Source organism: Virgibacillus byunsanensis, assembly GCF_042675965.1.
Classification (GTDB): domain Bacteria; phylum Bacillota; class Bacilli; order Bacillales; family Amphibacillaceae; genus Virgibacillus_R; species Virgibacillus_R byunsanensis.
In genome coordinates this window covers 1-17,123 of record NZ_JBHTKJ010000024.1, presented here as the reverse complement: position 1 = coordinate 17,123, position 17,123 = coordinate 1, and the positions used below count along the sequence as shown (strand labels likewise).

Sequence of the window (17,123 nt, the reverse complement as noted above, 5' to 3'; positions counted from 1 at the left end):
GTTAGGAGAGATAATATGATTTACAAAGTTTTTTATCAAGAATTACCCTATGAAGTCCCTGTACGTGAACGCACAAAAAGTCTCTACATTGAAGCTGACGCTGAGAAAGACGTACGCATTAAACTTAAAGATCGCAACTATAATATTGAATTCATCCATCCATTAGATCCAGCACATCTAGAATATGAAAAGCAATCTGAGCACTTCGCAGTGGAGTCAGTCTAATTATGAAATTTGTAAAGAATGACCAAGCAGCTGTATTTGCATTAGGTGGACTAGGTGAAATAGGGAAAAATACGTATGGTGTTCAATTTCAGGATGAAATAATTTTAATCGATGCTGGCATTAAATTTCCTGAAGATGAGTTACTTGGAATTGATTATGTTATTCCAGATTACACTTACCTAATACAAAACCAAGATAAAATTAAAGGCTTATTCATTACTCACGGACACGAGGATCATATTGGGGGAATCCCGTATCTCTTACGTGAAATTAATGTGCCGATTTATGCAGGGAAACTTGCAATTGGATTAATTAGAAACAAATTGGATGAACATGGACTATTAAGAACTGCAAAGTTAAATACAATTCAAGAAGACGATGTTATAAAATTCCGTAAAACATCTATTTCCTTTTTCCGTACAACACATAGTATCCCTGATTCATACGGGATAGTCGTTAAAACACCACCAGGAAACATTGTTCACACAGGTGATTTTAAATTTGACTTCACACCCGTTGGAGAACCAGCAAATCTGTCAAGAATGGCTGAAATAGGTAAAGAAGGCGTACTTTGCTTACTTTCAGATAGTACAAATAGTGAAGTACCCGGCTTCACTATGTCTGAGAAGGTTGTAAGTGGGAATATTAGTGATATATTCTCAAGAGTTGATGGGAGACTAATCTTCGCAACTTTTGCTTCTAATATTTATAGACTGCAACAAGTGATCGAAGGTGCAGTTAAACATAATCGTAAAGTGGCTGTGTTTGGTCGTAGCATGGAATCAGCAATAAGAATTGGACAAGAATTAGGTTATATTGTTGCTCCAAAGGATACGTTTATTGAGGCAAATCAAATCAATAAACTACCTGCAAATGAAGTAACCATTCTTTGTACTGGTTCTCAAGGTGAACCAATGGCTGCTCTATCTCGAGTTGCGAATGGTACACATAGACAAATACAAATTATTCCTGGTGACACGGTCGTATTTTCTTCTTCACCAATCCCTGGTAATAACGTAAGTGTTAGCCGGACAATTAATAAGCTTTATCGTGCTGGAGCAGATGTCATTCATGGACCATTAAGCGACATTCATACATCTGGTCACGGCAGTCAGGAAGAACAAAAGTTAATGTTACGTCTTATTAGACCACAATACTTTATGCCGATTCATGGTGAGTATCGTATGTTAAAAGAACATACGAAGCTAGCTGCAGCATGTGATGTAGACTATGATAAATCATTCGTTATGGACATTGGAGATGTACTAGCTCTAGGAAAAGATAACGCAATGGTAGCAGGAAAGATCCCATCTGGTTCTGTGTATGTGGATGGTAGTGGTATCGGTGATATTGGAAATATTGTGTTACGTGATCGACGGATATTATCTGAAGAAGGACTTGTTATGGTAGTAGTAAGTATTAATATGAAAGAGTTTAAAATTGCTTCAGGTCCAGACATTATCTCTCGCGGGTTTGTATATATGCGAGAATCAGAAGATCTTATCAATGAGGCTCAAAAGCTTGTAGCTTCTCATTTAAATAAAGTAATGGAAAGAAGAACAACACAATGGTCTGAAATTAAAAATGAAATTACAGATACCATAGCACCATTCCTTTATGACAAAACAAAACGTAGACCAATGATCTTACCAATAATAATGGAAGTATAATTAACATCAAGGGATGACATTCGTTATAAGTAACCAATGTCATCCCTTTTTAAAATCTACACGTATCGGTGGTGTTACAATGTTGTGGCTCTATTTCGCTATTCCAGTTTTACTACTTGTCATACTTACACTAATTAAAGACCGAAAAAATAAAAAAAATGGCCGTTCAACTGGAATCCCCTTTAATGCTGCAAAACATGAACGAGATACAAATACTCAAGCACAAAGCGATATGTCAAATTTGCACCAAAATAATAATCAATTTTAACGTTCAGAAGCAAAAGAAGTATGTGTAGACATCGTTTGGAGTCCACCATAGGGCAAAGATAAAATGTCCCGTTATGCAAAAATAGCACTAGGCATTCTAGATTGATGAACGCGGAAGTGTAAATATCCTTACACGCTTAGCTCCCACGTCTTTGAAAATCTTCATGCGATGCCTTTCCTTACCCTATCTGTCGTAGGGATGTATGGACTGTGTCAGAAGTCGTACTAGCAGCAGGGATGTTGGAGCTTGACGAAGCCGAAACGATTAACTAAAGGTTGATTCATATTTATGGATCAGCCTTTTTTTGGTAGATAAAAGCAATTTAGGCTTTCTCCTATTTTCTTATTCAAAAATGAGATGTTTGATATGGCGAATTTTCCTATAGTACAAGTAGAGGAGTACAAAAATTCTGGTAAAACAACATTGATGAAACAACTTTTCATCTAAAGGTTGGATCGTTAAAGCATCATGGCCATGACGGTAAGCCAGAAATGGTAAAAGGAACCGACATTTGCAATCAGGTACAACGGAAAAAAGTCTTATTTTCCGAGGTTAGCGGAGCATATTTGAGCTAAAAGCCAAAGGTTAGGGTAAATTGGCCGAAGCTTTTACCAAAGTGGCCAAAGTTCACAATCTAAAAGCCAAAGTTCACATTTCATCAAGCTTTATCACAAATTACCGTAAGGAGGATGCTCCAAAATTTATAATTTCCTCAGCAATTAAAATGGACCTGTATCGCTAAACGATACAGATCCTTTTCTAATTAATCTTCAATTACGAGCTGTTTCTCGAATCTCGAAATATCTTTATCTGAACCAATAACAATTAATACATCCTCTTCCTTTAACATATCTTCAGCATCAGGTGAAACATTAATCTCTTTACCACGTTTGATTGCTACAACGTTACAACCATAGTTAGCTCGGATATCCAAGTCAATTAATGTTCTACCACGCATCTTATCCCCTACTTTAACCTCAACAATACTGTGATCATCTGAAAGTTCCAGATAATCTAGAATATTATTAGATATAATATTATGTGCAATCCGCTTTCCCATGTCTCTTTCGGGATGTACTACTACATCCGCACCTATCTTGTTAAGTATCTTTTCATGGTAATCATTTTGAGCTTTAACAGTAATTTGCTTTATGCCAAGATCTGTCAATACTACTGTAGTTAAGATACTTGCTTGAATATTATCACCAATTGCCACAATGACATGATCAATGTTCTTAATTCCTAATTCTTTTAAAGTAGCCTCATCTGTTGAATCTGCTATCACGGCATGTGATGCAATATTTTTAAACTCATTTATTTTATCTTCATCATTATCAATTGCTAACACTTGCATGCCTTCCATACTTAATTCCCGGCATATACTACCACCAAATCGCCCTAGTCCTATAACTGCAAAATCTCGTTTCATACCATTTCCTCCATCATTCTTACTACTTTACTACTTTTACTTAGTCTATCACACTATATTAAAGAGTAAAATTGTTAGTAGTCTTTTCTTTAATAAAAGCTGTTTTCTAAAAGATCCTTAATAAAAAAAGGCTGTTTTCGTAAAGATTGTTGCTTTTGAGAGAATAGATATATAATGCGACATATCAACGTGATTGTCGCTCCGGGCAGTCGCTTTCCGCGGGCACGGCTTCAGCCTCCTCAGAAGTGAAAACCGCTTCCTATGGGGTCTTCAGACACGTGCTGTTTCCTTGTCCTGCGTGAGGAAAGGCATGGTGAGATTCTAAAAATGCGTCAGCATGAAGAAGCTCGCCAGCCACCCTAAGGTGCGCGTAGTGTATTTCCAGAGCGAGTATAAGCATCAACCATCATCTCAAGTTACGTCGGTAGTTTATGTCAACTACGAAGATAAAAAAGTAACAATGCGTACGAAAACTACCTAAAAAAACAACTCCTTTTGCCATTACATCAGGAGCTGCTTGGTTAGTTAAATAGCGTCTATCATTTGAAATTGTGATTTCACTAAATGGAAATACTCGCCATGTTGATTCATTAATTCTTTATGACTTCCATTTTCAAGAACTTTCCCATTTTCCAATACAAAAATATTGTCAGCGTCTCTTATAGTTGATAAGCGGTGTGCAATTATTATTGCCGTTCTTCCATGTAACAAAGTACGAAGAGCTTTTTGTATTTTTACCTCAGTTTCTGTATCAATACTGGCTGTTGCCTCATCCAGTATTATAATACGTGGGTTAGCCAACAGAGCCCTAGCGAATGACAATAACTGTCTTTCACCAGCTGATAGTATATTTCCTCGTTCCTCAACCTCTGTTTCATACCCCTCTGCCAAACGCTGAATAAATTCATCAGCACCTACAACTTTAGCTGACCCCATGACTTCCTCGTCTGTTGCATCAGGACGACCAAAACGAATGTTTTCCATAATGGTTCCAGAGAATATGAACGTATCCTGCAGTACGACGCTAATATTTTGCCTTAAACTATTTAAAGAGACATCCTGTAAGTTATGGCCATCGACTTTAACGGCACCATGTGTTGGGTCATAAAAGCGACTAATTAAATTAGCAATTGTGGACTTACCACTACCTGTATGGCCTACTAGTGCTATTGTTTGGCCCTGTTTAATTTTTAATGAAATTTCATGTAATGCGATGCGGTCTGCATTATATGAAAATTGTACTTGGTCAAAATCAATTTCACCTTTCATGTCAGTATATTCAAATGCACCTTCTATCTCTTCTACATTTGGTTGCTCATCCAAAAACTCAAATATACGTTCAGATGCAGACATGGCCATTAATAGCTGATTATACATTTGTCCAAGTCTTGATATTGGCTCCCAAAACATCCCTAAAAAGAAGGCAAACGTAACAAAAGTACCGATTGCAATCCCACCATTTTCTTCACCTAACAGGATCAAATAAGCTCCATATGAAATTAGAATAATGGTCCCTATTGCATTACTCATTTCAACAAAGGGTCTGAACATAGCACTTTTTCTGGTTGCTGTACGCCAGCTGTAATAATTATCTGTATTTATACCATCGAAGAATTCATTATTCTCTTTTTCTTGTGAAAATGATTGTGTAATTCGCACTCCTTGAATACTTTCATTTAAATGAGAATTCAAGCGAGATTGCTGAATACGTACATCCTGCCAGGAACGACGAATTTTGCGTCTAAGCTGAGTCGAAATATAAAACATAATTGGCAGTATAATAATGACAGCTAACGCTAATTTAGGACTCAATGCAAACAATATGACAACGATACCTAAAAGGGTAACTACATCCATTAATAAATTAATGATACCGTTTGTAAAAAGCTCCTGTAATGAGTTAATATCATTCATAATCCGAACTAATATCGAACCTGCTGAACGTTGATCAAAAAATCGGTGTGACAAGCGTTGCACATGACCAAAAAGGTGCTGACGTATGTCAAATATGACATTCTGTCCAAGAATATTAACCCATTTTATCCGAAACACGTTTCCTACATAACTTATTAAATACAATACACCTATGACAAGAACGAGATAAGTAAGCATGGTGGGATCCTCGTTTGCAATCGCAACGTCTATAGCTACCTTACCTATTAATAATGGTACAGCTAAACGGATTGCGGTTGAAATCAACATGGCAATAATTGCACCAGGTAAGTATGTTTTAGAATATGGTTTCACATATATTAGTAGGCGCAACATCTGTTTCCAGTTAAAAGGCTTTTCAACTGCTTGATCGACGGTGTATGAGAATCGTTTCAAATGACGACTGCCTTCTTTATTTTCTTTATGATTAGCCAAGTTGCTCCCCCCTTATAATTGAGCTGTATTCATAATAGCTTCACGATCTTGATACTGAATATCATAGATACGTTGATAAGCTCCTTTATTTGTTACTAATTCATCATGTGTTCCTCTTTCTACAATAGCCCCGTCTTCCAACACTAAAATCTCATCTGCATGTTTAAGCGACGAAATCCTATGAGCAATAATAAACGTAGTTCGATTCTTCATTACTTCTTTTAAAGCTTTTTGAATTTTAAATTCCGTCTCCATATCCACAGCTGACGTTGCATCATCTAATACTAGAATACTTGGATCAATACAAATAGCTCTTGCAATCGCAATACGCTGTTTTTGACCACCTGATAATCCCATTCCACGTTCGCCTAACATCGTGTCGTACCCTTCAGGCATTTCCATGATAAAGTCATGTGCCTGCGCCCTTTTGGAGGCATCTATGATTTGCTCTTCTGACATATCCGGATTTCCATATGCTATGTTTTGTCTTATTGAAGTGGAGAATAAAAATGGTTCTTGTAAAACAAAGCCAATATGCTTACGTAATGTTTTTAATTTATATTCAGATACCGGTCTACCATCAACTAATACGTTCCCTTCTTCAGGCTCATAAAAGCGTGTGATCAACTGTGTAATACTTGTTTTACCAGAACCGGTTGCACCTATTAATCCGATAGTTTTTCCAGATGGTGCATCAAACGTTATATCTTTCAACGCAGAATCATCGTCCTCAACATACGTTAAAGTGACATTATTAAATGAAACATGTCCTTTGATGGATGTGTCTATAGCATTATCTTTTTCGACTATGTCTTCTTTGGCATCTAAGATTTCTAGCAGCCGTTCTCCAGATGCTTTCGATTGTGAGAATAGATTAATAATAAAACCTAAATTCATGAGAGGTCCCATTATATACCAAACCAAGCTAAAAAATGCGACTAATTCACCAAGAGCAAGACCACCATTAATAACTAAATAACCACCAAATGCTAATAGTACGACAGCGCAAACGTTCCCGATAAACTCCATTAAAGGGAAATACTTTGCCCAAATATTAGCAGTATTCAAATAATTTTGGCGATAATGATCATTACTAGATGAAAACCTTCCTATCTCAAAATCTTCTCTGGATAATGATTTTACCGTGTTCATCCCACTTATATTCTCTTGCACACGTGTATTTAATAGACCAAGCGACTTTCTTATCTTTCGAAATGCCGGATGGACACGTTTATCAAATTGAAATACTACAATTGCTAAAAATGGCATAGCAGCCATTGTTACAAGAGCTAGTGGTATTGAATAATAAAACATAACACTTAAACTTAACAATATGAGTAAGGTTATGCGTAAAAGCTCTGCAAAACCAACAGAAAGGAAAAAGCGAAATCCTTCTACATCTGCTGTTAGCCTCGACATTAAATCACCTGTTTTAGCATTATCATAATATTTAAATGACAACACTTGCAGCTTTTCATATAAAGCCTCACGTAATTTATATACAGATGTGATCCCAAATAAATCTCCCAGGTACTGATGATAATATGTCGCCAATCCTTTTACTAACATTAAGATAAAAAATATAACAGCAATATAAGGTATTAATGAATACCGATCCTTCGCCACTACCTCATCTATTGTTTGTTGTATAATGATTGGATACACAACTGTTATGGATGTTACAAATAATAAAAAAACCAGTGATATAAAGAAATACTTCCTATAAGGCCAATAAAAATGCTTTAATTTTTTAAATGTATCCAACGTACTCCCTCCTCCTGATGTACATTTCACGTAACTACTAATATAACGGGTTCCGAAATAAAATGCTACACTTTTAACTTAATTTTTTAAAGTTTTTTAACTCACCCATTTTTCCGCAAATTATAACTATATATTATACATAAGAGATACTTGTTTTGTCGTCAAATATTTTGAAAAAATTTTTTTTTACAAAACAAAAGCGCAAGCGCCTTGAAAGAAACGACAAGCATAAGCAGATCGCATAGTGTGGACGTCCTTTCCACACGGGAGTCGATTCTGCTTATGTCTCGATTGTCTAGGATTTTGCGCTGAACGTGGCAGATTCTGTAGATAAATATACATAACTTTCACTTTATATCTTTCCTTTACTACCCGAAAAAAACTCCGGCTAGTTAGCCAGAGTTTTGCAAGGAAGACTTTATTTATCCGTAACACCTAACACTCGATTAACACGTTTACGGAGCATTTTCATGCCGCCTCCACCCGCTTGAAAGTGTCTTAGTTTACCTTCTGCATCAAAAACATAGTATGCAGGTACATACTTATTTTCAAACGCATCGGTTAATGTATGGTCATTATCAACAAAAATCGGTTGCGAGATATCATGCTCTTTTGCAACGTCTTTAATCTGATCAAGATCTAAATCTTTTTCTGATCGAGGCATGTGAACTGCAATTACATTCAAGTTATTTTTATATTCATCTCTAAATTCATTTACTTTTGGCATTGCTTCCTTACATAATCCGCAACTAACAGACCAGAAATGAATTAATGTCGGTTGATTACCAATCAAATCGCTTTTCTCGATTGCTTTACTATTAAACCATTTTGTTGCGCCTTCTAGTTCAGGCATGTGAGATCTTAATTTCATTTCGCTACCTCCTGAAGTATTAAAAAGAAGCCGACTCAGCTAAAGATGGTTTCTTTGCTGTAAAGAAATATCCAAATGATGAGGCAGCTCCTTTCTATATTATCCATATTTATATATGAAAAACGTTTTATAATGTTTCTTGACCTGGTTTCCAATTTGCTGGGCAAAGGCCACCAGTTTGAAGTGCTTGTAGTACACGTAATGTTTCATCAACATCACGGCCAATGTTGTTATGGAAAACGGTTTGGTATTGTAATTCGCCTTCTGGATTGATAATGTATAATCCTCGTAATGCAACACCTTCATCTTCAATTAATACTCCATAATCTTGTGATACAACATGGTTTGTGTCTGCTGCTAATGGATATTCTAATTCACCCAATCCATTATCATCACGTGATGTATTAATCCATGCTTTATGTGTATGGATCGTATCTGTTGAAACCCCAATTACTTCTGCATCTAAATCTTCAAATTCATCATATCGATCTGACATTGCAGTTATCTCCGTTGGACATACAAATGTGAAGTCCATTGGATAAAAGAAAAGGACAGTCCACTTATCGTTTTTCATATTTTCTTCTAAACTTACTTTCCCAAACTCTTTGTTTGGCATTACAGCATCCATTTCAAAACGTGGTGCTTGTTTGCCTACCATTCTTTCTGCCATATGTAATCCCTCCGAATTAAGTATTAAATTTTGTCCAACGTAAATTATAATCCAGGACTTAATTTAAGTCAATATTAAGTGATAATTAATATAAAAAGGACAAGATTTTGTCACAATTTATATCATATAGTAACATGATGTCATTATTTCCAACTGGCATAAATCTAAACATCACAAACTAAAACTACACTAACACCTACAGAAGAAGTTGTCCACTAATTGAGAATAACAAAAGATGTATAGTTTACGAGCTTACTTAAAAGGGTATTTATTGAAAAGATAGTGAATGATATGTGGTTTTTGAAAGGAGAATACATATGGATATTTTTGGAATATCACTAGATCCAAGTGAGATCGTAAGTATAATAGGACCAATTATTGCAAAAATACTACTACTTATTATTGCATTCCTTATTTTTGTACCGATTGGCAGAAAAGCTATTGAAAAGACCATACAAAGAGCTGGTAAGAATGAAAGGATCTCGCCTGGACGGGTAAGAACATTAGAAAAGCTCTTAGTTAACTTGTTCTCTTACGTCATGATATTTATATTCATTATCATGTTATTTGCTCTTCTAGGCCTTGATATTGGACCACTGCTAGCAGGTGCTGGGATTATTGGATTAGCAGTTGGTTTCGGTGCACAGGGTCTGGTAAGTGATGTCGTAACAGGCTTTTTCATATTACTGGAAAGACAGATTGAAATTGACGATTATGTGACTGCAGGAGGATTTGATGGGATTGTTGAAGAAGTAGGGTTACGTACTACAAAAATCCGTGGTTTTAATGGAACATTAAATTTCGTGCCGAATCGTCATATTGAAGGTGTTGCCAACCATTCAAGAGGTAATATGCGGGCACTTGTTGATATTGGCATTAGCTATCATGATAATATTGATCAAGCAATTACTGTGTTGGAAAAGGTTTGTATAGAATTTCAAACAGATGAGCGCTTTAAGGATGGACCTAACGTTTTAGGAGTACAAAGCTTTGGCTCATCAGATGTAGTGCTTAGAGTTGTCGGACAAACAGAGAATGGAGAACAATTTGGCTGTGAACGTGACATGAGAAAACGAATTAAGGAAATGTTTGATACTGAAAATATTGAAATCCCATATCCACATCAAGTATTTATTCAAAAAGAATCATAGGAGTAAAAGCCAAAGTTTCTAGTCACAGAAGCTGGAAGTGACTTACACAATTACTAAGTTATCTACAGAATCCAAAATTTATAGCTTCAGAAGCTATAGATAATAAGGCTATCCCACTATGGGATAGCCTTATTTATAAGTAAATTAGCTTAATTTTTGATCGACCATTTGACAAATATCTTCTGCATTAGAGCCGTGAGCATTGATCACTGGTCCGGCGATACTCGTGGTTGACATGCCCATTACATCTTTGTCCTGTCCTGATAGAACACAACAATCACAATACGCTGCATCCTCTTCTGAACGTAAATCTACCACTTCATGACCCATTTCCATAAGTGCTTCTTTTACATCTGTTAATGATCCTTCCACACCGATTCGTGCCATTTTTCCTTACCTCCTCTGGTTAATAGAAAAGTTTCGTACCTAGTTTTTCCAAAACAAGAGAAGGTATACACTTAAACAGAGAGAGCCTGGATCGTGTTAACAACAGTCTTAGCTCCGACCTCAAGGGATTGTTCATTGGGCTGTAACCCGGCATGATGTAAGCCAAAAGGAGATTCAACACCTAGCCAAAACATAAAACCAGGAATCTCTTTTAACATATAGCCAAAGTCTTCACCGGTCATAGCAGCTGAAGCTTCTTGATACGTAATTCCTGCTTGTTGAACAGTGTTAGCAAATAAATCAACAAAACGCTCTTCGTTGTAGACCTGATAATAGTTAGCCCCATAATCAATGGAAATCGAACAATCATGACTGATTTCAAAACCTCTAGCCATCATTTCAATTTTTTGTTTAACCGTATCAATTGTTGTTGGATCAATCGTTCGAATTGTTCCTTCCAAACGCGCATTTTCAGCGATCGCATTCTGTACAAATCCACTTTCCATTTTTCCAATTGTAATAACTCCAGATTCTAGTGGATCAAGTCCCCGAGCAACAATTTGCTGAAGTTCAACAACAAAACTACTGGCTGCAACTGACATATCTTTGGTTAAATGAGGATAAGCAGCATGTCCACCTTTACCTACAAAATCAATGAACAGTTCACTTGTATTTGCAAAAAGTAATCCGGGTTTACTTGATACAGTACCAACAGGTAAATCCGGTGCAATGTGCAATGCAAATATGACATCTGGTTTCCATTTGTTAAGTTCTTCCGACTGAAGCATTGGTAACGCTCCGCCTGGTCCTTCTTCAGCTGGTTGAAAAATAAAAACAACATGATCGTTAAGTGGATTTTCAATAATTTCCTGTAATGCTCCAAGTGCTATCGTCATATGAAAATCATGTCCGCAAGCATGCATTCTGCCTTCATGGATCGATTGAAATGGATAATTGGTTTGTTCATTAATAGGTAATGCATCGATATCACAACGAAATCCTATTGTCTTAGAAGCATTCACTCCTGCCACTCGTACGATTAAACCAGTTTTCCATTTTTGAAACTCCACATGTGATTTTTTCATACGTTGAATTTTTTCTAATAAATATAATTGGGTTTTCACTTCCTGAAAACCCAATTCTGGAATTTGATGCAATTCTCTTCTAATGGTTTGTAAGTCTGAAAGTTCCATCCATATCCCCTACTTACTCGTCTAATTTACGAAGTTCATGCTTAATTTCTGTTTTTGATTTTGTACTTTCATCGATCTCTTTAAGAACCTTTGCAGGTGTTCCAGCAACTAACGTATTAGGAGCAACGTCTTTTGTTACTATAGCTCCTGCTGCAACAATTGCACCTTTTCCTACTGTCACTCCTTCAAGAACAACAGCATTTGCACCAATTACTACTTCATCTTCTATAACAACAGGTTTTGCTGATGGTGGCTCAATAACTCCGGCCAAAACAGTACCTGCACCAATATGACAATTCTTCCCAACCGTTGCACGACCTCCTAATACAGCATTCATATCAATCATAGTACCTTCACCAACGACTGCACCAATGTTGATCATAGATCCCATCATAATCACTGCACCATCACCGATTACGACTTGATCACGTATAACAGCTCCTGGTTCAATTCGAGCATTTACACCTTTTAAGTCAAGTAATGGAATAGCCGAGTTTCTTCGGTCATTTTCTACAACATAATCTGAAATTGTCTCTGAATTACTATCCAATACTTCTTTTATATCATTCCATTGGCCGAAGATTACACCACTCGTTTTTTCTACAAATGCTTGTACCGTTTCTCCGAATGTTACTTGATCAAGCTGCTCCCCTTTTACATAAACTTTTACGGGAGTACTTTTTTTACTGTTTGAAATAAAGCTGATAATTTCATTTGCATCCATCATTTTCACTTCTACTTCCTCCTACAACATCTATTTATTTTACTTTAGCAGACCATGATTTACCTCGCAAGAAACAACTACTCATTTTCCTTTTTTGGCATAAAATTTATAAGTATAAAACTAATCAAAGCTAATACCAGAATACCAGTGTAAACAAGATGCAGTCCTGAAGTTAACCCTTCTTGCAACACTAATTTAGCTTGTTCAGTCAATGATGCGTTTTGGTGAGGGTCTAATAATTTGTTAGCTGAGTCAACGGAAATACGATCCGCTAATCCTTCATTTTCTATGAATGTATTAATTTTGCCGTTTAATAATCCCCCAAGTAATGCCACACCAAGCGCACTTCCTAATGAACGCATAAACATATTGGCAGCGGTAGCTACCCCACGTGTTTCAAAGCCTACTGTACTTTGAATTCCAACAATAAAGGAAGTATTAGTGAGACCCATCCCAACACCAATAAAGAAAGATCCAGTCCCTGCCCATATGGGACCTTTTTCAGGAGTTAAGAGGAAAAACAATATACCTCCAATAATTAAGGAAACCCCGCCTAATAAAGAAGTATTCCGGTATCCAATGACTAATAATAACTTGCCAGCTACTGTGGCAGCTATTGGCCATCCAATTGACATTGTTGTTAAGGTGAATCCTGCAATTGTAGCTGAATACCCCATGACTCCTTGCACGAAAGCTGGTAAATAACTCGAGACACCAATTAAAATCATACCTGTTGTAAGTGATGTCAAATTAGCAACAGTAATGATACGTATTTTCCAAATGTCAAACGGCATCATTGGTACAGATGCTCTTCTTTCCTGATAAAAAAATAATACTAATCCAATGATGGTTGTACCGATCAAACCAACCATAACGAAGGAATTCCAAGCAATGCTTACGCCGCCCTCAACTAAAATAAACATCAGGGAAAACACAGAAACAACGATCCATATCGCTCCTGCATAATCAATGGAACTTCTCTTCTTTTTGATATCTTCCCTTAAGAAGAAAATAATACCTAACATTGCCAAAATACCTAAGGGAATATTCATCCAAAACACATAACGCCAGTTTAATATATCTACAAAAAAACCACCAAGAAGCGGGCCAGAGACAGCTGAAATCCCCCATACACTAGCTAGATAACCTTGAATTTTCGCACGTTCCTCTTTATTATAAATGTCACCAACAATGGTTGTCGCAATGGGCATTAAAGCGCCTGCACCTATACCTTGGATAAATCTTGATATAATAAGCATAACCATAGAAGTACTAAAACCACTAAGGGTTGAACCTGTTAAAAAGATCGTGACACCAATAACGAATATAGGTTTTCTGCCAAATATATCTGATAGTTTACCAAATATTAATACAGTGGCTGCGTTCGTTAATAAATAGGCTGAAAACACCCAGCTATAAAGGGAAAAACCGCCCAGGTCCGCAACAATACTTGGCATAGCAGTAGCAACAATTGTTGCTTCAATAGCAGCAAGAAACATACCTAACATTACAGCAACCAAAACTAGAGGTCGTTTCATTTTTTTTTCTTTTATAAAATCTTCCATATGTAATCCCTGCTTTTTGCAGTATTTTAATCCATAAAAAACACCCAAGTCCATTATAAACTGGCAAGGGTGTAAATTATCAAGAAACTCAATGCTTATTGTTTAGTCGTATACAAGTCCCGTTGTATATGCTTTAAGATAGCCCGTCTAGTTAAGATGCCATCAAAGTATCCTTCTTCATCTGCTACACAAACAAATGGATAATTAATAATAGCCTTCAACCCATCCATAAACGAATCTTCTTTAGCAATAGAAGGTATATCTGTATGCATCACTTCATGAACACGCATGTCTGATAGCTTTTCCATCTCAAAACGTTCAAGACCTAAAATTTGATTTAGAATTAGCGTCTTTCCAATTGTACCTACTAATTTATATGTTGAATCTAATACCGGAACAGCTGAATAGCCTGATTTCACTAGAACCAATAAGGCATGTTCTAATGGATTATTTAGTTGCACATGTGCTACCTTTTCAGAAGAAATCATTAAATCTTCTACTACAATATCTGTCAATTGCTTATCTTGTATCATACTCATTCGTAAACGCCCCTTTTTGAATAGTAAACATCACTTTATACTTATGGGGTATATCTTTGGAAAAGGAATAAACATTCGTTTCCACATAAATAGTTTACCATACTTAATAATAGGAAACATCTTTTACACGATAGAAATTCCAAAATATTTTCAGATAGGAAGTCTTATATTAATTAGAAAAACCTTATCTTCGGAACAACCTTTTAACATGTTAAACGCTTAGGTTCAAAAGTAACATTATAAAGTAAATCCCTATATATAATATGAAGCAGACATTGAATTGTCTAACCTTTAGACGAATTAAAATAAAAATAAGCGTAAGTCATACATATTTAATTCGTCTTATGATTAAAATACTTACGAAATAAAGAAGGAATCGAAAATGAAAATTCATACATTCATTAGAAAACTTGGCTTATCGCCAAGCCATAATGGCGAAAGCCAAGTTTTCTAAAAAGAGGTAGACAGTATTTCACTACAAAAGTCAGTTGGAAACTTAGCCGACGGGTATCAACGCTATTATAAAAAACAAACTAAAGCACCTCGCTTTAAAAGTAAAAAGAATAACGTGCAGTCTTATAGTACAAAACAAACGAACGGCAATATGGATGTTTTAGAAAAGCATATCAAGCTACCAAAGCTCGGGCTCGTTCGTTATGCCAAAAGTCGTGAAATAGATGGTCGTATTATCAATGCGACGATTAGGCGTAATCCAAGCGGAAAGTATTTTGCATCTATTGTTGCAGAAACAGAAGTAAGCGAATTAACTAAAACAAACTCTAGTACAGGTGTTGATGTAGGATTAAAGGACTTCGCTATCCTTTCAGATGGCAAGAAATACAAAAATGACCGCTATTTCAAGTCCTTAGAAGAAAAGCTTATAAAAGCCCAACAAATCCTTTCAAGACGTGTCATTGGTTCAAGCAACTGGTATAAACAAAAAACAAAGGTTGCCAGAATTCATGAGAAAATCGAAAAAAAGCGTACTGATTTCTTACATAAGACCTCTACGGATATCATCAAAAACCACGATGTAATCGGAATAGAGAGTCTGCAAGTATCCAACATGATGAAAAATAAGAGGAGTGCTAAAGCGATCGCTGACGTTTCCTTGTATCGATTCAAGACGATGTTGAAATACAAAGCTGAGTGGTATGGTAAGTCAGTAGTAGAAGTAGGTAAAACCTTTCCGAGTTCTCAACTATGTTCGTGTTGTGGCTACAAAAATAAAGACGTTAAAGATCGAGGGTTAAGAGAATGGGAATGTCCTTCGTGCAAAACATTCCACGACCGCGATATTAACGCAGGATTAAATCTTAAAAATGAGGCTATAAGGCTTCTAACCGTAGGGACTACGGGGGTAGACTAATCAATAACTAGCGGTTACGCTGGTGTTCTTAGGAATCCCCACTTCAATCAGGCCGCAAGGTCGGTAAGTGGCGGGTAGTTCAATGCAGGTACTTATACACCTTTTTTACTCGTACATATACGAGGTGAACTAGGTTGGATTTTATTTGGTGTTGTTTGGGGCATTGCACTAATAGGAGTAATATTCAAGATATTTTTCGTAAAAAAGTTCCTGATCCTGTCAACGCTTTTTTACTTCTTAATGGGATGGTTAATTATCATTATCTGGGATCCTCTAACACGTATTATGCATGGTAATGGCATCATGCTACTTATGATCGGAGGAATCTTGTATACCGTCGGAGCCATTTTCTATATGTTTCGTCCATTTACGTACCATCATACAGTCTGGCATCTATTTGTTATTGCCGGTTCAACATTTCATTTCTTTACCGTATTTTATTATGTGATTTAGTGTTAAGCGTCTTATCCAAGTGGATAACACGTTTTGTGAACTACTCCCACCACTTACCACCCTTACGGGTTGCTTGAAGTGGGGGCTTCTTGGGTAATCGTCACTTTTGGTAGCAGACGAAATTGACCAAGCTAACCCTCTTGTTCCAAAAGTTTATATTTTTATTAGGCGCTTGCTAATAAGCGAATGCCTTCTTTTTTGATATTGAGTGCCGAATTGTAATCTCTATTGAGACTTAGACCGCAAGCACATTGGTAGGTACGTTCAGATAATTTGACTTCTTTTACTGAACCACAATTAGAACAAGTTTTGGTGGATGGGAACCATTTGTCAATTTTGATAAGTTGTTTCCCTTGTTCTTTTAGTTTGTATTGTAAGAAAGAAGTGAACATTCCCCAACCATTATCAGCAACACTTTTACCAAACTTTAGAGCTTGCGACATCCCTTTCATATCTAAATCTTCAATCACAACAGCAT

The 17,123-nt window shown here is 36.4% G+C and carries 15 protein-coding genes and 2 pseudogenes; 6 read left to right on the top strand and 11 right to left on the bottom strand.

The window, feature by feature from the left end; genetic code table 11:
- Nucleotides 1-15: 15 nt before the first annotated feature.
- The 3 genes from ACFQ3N_RS10000 to ACFQ3N_RS09990 are packed head-to-tail and all read left to right on the top strand — an operon-like array spanning nucleotide 16 to nucleotide 2,163.
- Nucleotides 16-225, top strand: a complete 210-nt coding sequence (locus ACFQ3N_RS10000) for a DNA-dependent RNA polymerase subunit epsilon (RefSeq protein ID WP_390361968.1) — start codon at nucleotides 16-18, stop codon at nucleotides 223-225.
- Nucleotides 226-227: 2 nt separating this feature from the next.
- Nucleotides 228-1,895 (top strand): ribonuclease J1, encoded by a 1,668-nt coding sequence (gene rnjA / locus ACFQ3N_RS09995; RefSeq protein WP_390361966.1) that lies wholly within the window; start codon nucleotides 228-230, stop codon nucleotides 1,893-1,895.
- A 13-nt stretch (nucleotides 1,896-1,908) separates the two neighbouring features.
- Nucleotides 1,909-2,163 (top strand): hypothetical protein, encoded by a 255-nt coding sequence (locus ACFQ3N_RS09990; protein ID WP_390361964.1) that lies wholly within the window; start codon nucleotides 1,909-1,911, stop codon nucleotides 2,161-2,163.
- Between the two features lie 763 nt (nucleotides 2,164-2,926).
- On the opposite strand, the gene ACFQ3N_RS09985 is transcribed toward ACFQ3N_RS09990, so the two are convergent.
- From ACFQ3N_RS09985 to ACFQ3N_RS09965, 5 genes are all read right to left on the bottom strand, one after another.
- Complete coding sequence (locus ACFQ3N_RS09985; protein WP_390361962.1) at nucleotides 2,927-3,592, bottom strand: potassium channel family protein; 666 nt, start codon at nucleotides 3,590-3,592, stop codon at nucleotides 2,927-2,929.
- A 525-nt stretch (nucleotides 3,593-4,117) separates the two neighbouring features.
- Entirely contained in the window at nucleotides 4,118-5,959 is a 1,842-nt protein-coding gene (locus tag ACFQ3N_RS09980; protein WP_390361960.1) for an ABC transporter ATP-binding protein, read from the bottom strand.
- Between the two features lie 12 nt (nucleotides 5,960-5,971).
- The gene (locus ACFQ3N_RS09975) at nucleotides 5,972-7,723 is read right to left on the bottom strand and encodes an ABC transporter ATP-binding protein (protein ID WP_390361958.1); all 1,752 of its coding nucleotides are present in this window, start codon (nucleotides 7,721-7,723) and stop codon (nucleotides 5,972-5,974) included.
- Between the two features lie 418 nt (nucleotides 7,724-8,141).
- The gene (locus tag ACFQ3N_RS09970) at nucleotides 8,142-8,594 is read right to left on the bottom strand and encodes a TlpA disulfide reductase family protein (protein WP_390361956.1); all 453 of its coding nucleotides are present in this window, start codon (nucleotides 8,592-8,594) and stop codon (nucleotides 8,142-8,144) included.
- Nucleotides 8,595-8,721: 127 nt separating this feature from the next.
- Nucleotides 8,722-9,264, bottom strand: coding sequence for a peroxiredoxin (locus tag ACFQ3N_RS09965; protein ID WP_390361954.1), 543 nt, complete (start codon nucleotides 9,262-9,264; stop codon nucleotides 8,722-8,724).
- A gap of 317 nt (nucleotides 9,265-9,581) precedes the next feature.
- Here ACFQ3N_RS09965 and ACFQ3N_RS09960 point away from each other — a divergent pair, with 317 nt between their 5' ends.
- The gene (locus ACFQ3N_RS09960) at nucleotides 9,582-10,415 is read left to right on the top strand and encodes a mechanosensitive ion channel family protein (RefSeq protein WP_390361952.1); all 834 of its coding nucleotides are present in this window, start codon (nucleotides 9,582-9,584) and stop codon (nucleotides 10,413-10,415) included.
- A 144-nt stretch (nucleotides 10,416-10,559) separates the two neighbouring features.
- Here the strand turns inward: ACFQ3N_RS09960 and ACFQ3N_RS09955 are convergent, their stop codons facing one another.
- The 5 genes from ACFQ3N_RS09955 to cbpB all read right to left on the bottom strand — a co-directional run bounded on the left by ACFQ3N_RS09955 (nucleotide 10,560) and on the right by cbpB (nucleotide 14,823).
- Nucleotides 10,560-10,802 carry a YkuS family protein gene (locus ACFQ3N_RS09955; protein ID WP_390361950.1) on the bottom strand — a complete coding sequence of 81 codons (243 nt, stop codon included), beginning with the start codon at nucleotides 10,800-10,802 and terminating at the stop codon, nucleotides 10,560-10,562.
- Nucleotides 10,803-10,873: 71 nt separating this feature from the next.
- On the bottom strand, nucleotides 10,874-11,995 hold the full coding sequence (locus tag ACFQ3N_RS09950) for an N-acetyldiaminopimelate deacetylase (RefSeq protein ID WP_390361948.1): 1,122 nt from the start codon (nucleotides 11,993-11,995) through the stop codon (nucleotides 10,874-10,876).
- Nucleotides 11,996-12,008: 13 nt separating this feature from the next.
- A complete protein-coding gene (dapD, locus tag ACFQ3N_RS09945; protein WP_390361946.1) occupies nucleotides 12,009-12,728 on the bottom strand; it encodes a 2,3,4,5-tetrahydropyridine-2,6-dicarboxylate N-acetyltransferase in 720 nt (239 codons plus the stop codon).
- A gap of 68 nt (nucleotides 12,729-12,796) precedes the next feature.
- The gene (locus ACFQ3N_RS09940; RefSeq protein ID WP_390361944.1) at nucleotides 12,797-14,284 is read right to left on the bottom strand and encodes an MDR family MFS transporter; all 1,488 of its coding nucleotides are present in this window, start codon (nucleotides 14,282-14,284) and stop codon (nucleotides 12,797-12,799) included.
- Nucleotides 14,285-14,379: 95 nt separating this feature from the next.
- Nucleotides 14,380-14,823, bottom strand: coding sequence for a cyclic-di-AMP-binding protein CbpB (gene cbpB, locus ACFQ3N_RS09935; RefSeq protein WP_390361942.1), 444 nt, complete (start codon nucleotides 14,821-14,823; stop codon nucleotides 14,380-14,382).
- 454 nt (nucleotides 14,824-15,277) lie between these two features.
- On the opposite strand from cbpB, the pseudogene tnpB reads away from it, so the two are divergent.
- Together tnpB and trhA are read left to right on the top strand one after the other, a co-directional pair.
- Nucleotides 15,278-16,192 (top strand): annotated as a pseudogene (gene tnpB / locus ACFQ3N_RS09930) (IS200/IS605 family element RNA-guided endonuclease TnpB); the annotation flags it as partial.
- Between the two features lie 78 nt (nucleotides 16,193-16,270).
- Nucleotides 16,271-16,645: pseudogene (gene trhA, locus ACFQ3N_RS09925) on the top strand (PAQR family membrane homeostasis protein TrhA); the annotation flags it as partial.
- A gap of 164 nt (nucleotides 16,646-16,809) precedes the next feature.
- On the opposite strand, the gene ACFQ3N_RS09920 reads toward trhA, so the two are convergent.
- A partial coding sequence (locus ACFQ3N_RS09920; protein ID WP_390361940.1) for an RNA-guided endonuclease InsQ/TnpB family protein occupies nucleotides 16,810-17,123 on the bottom strand: 314 nt, incomplete at its 5' end.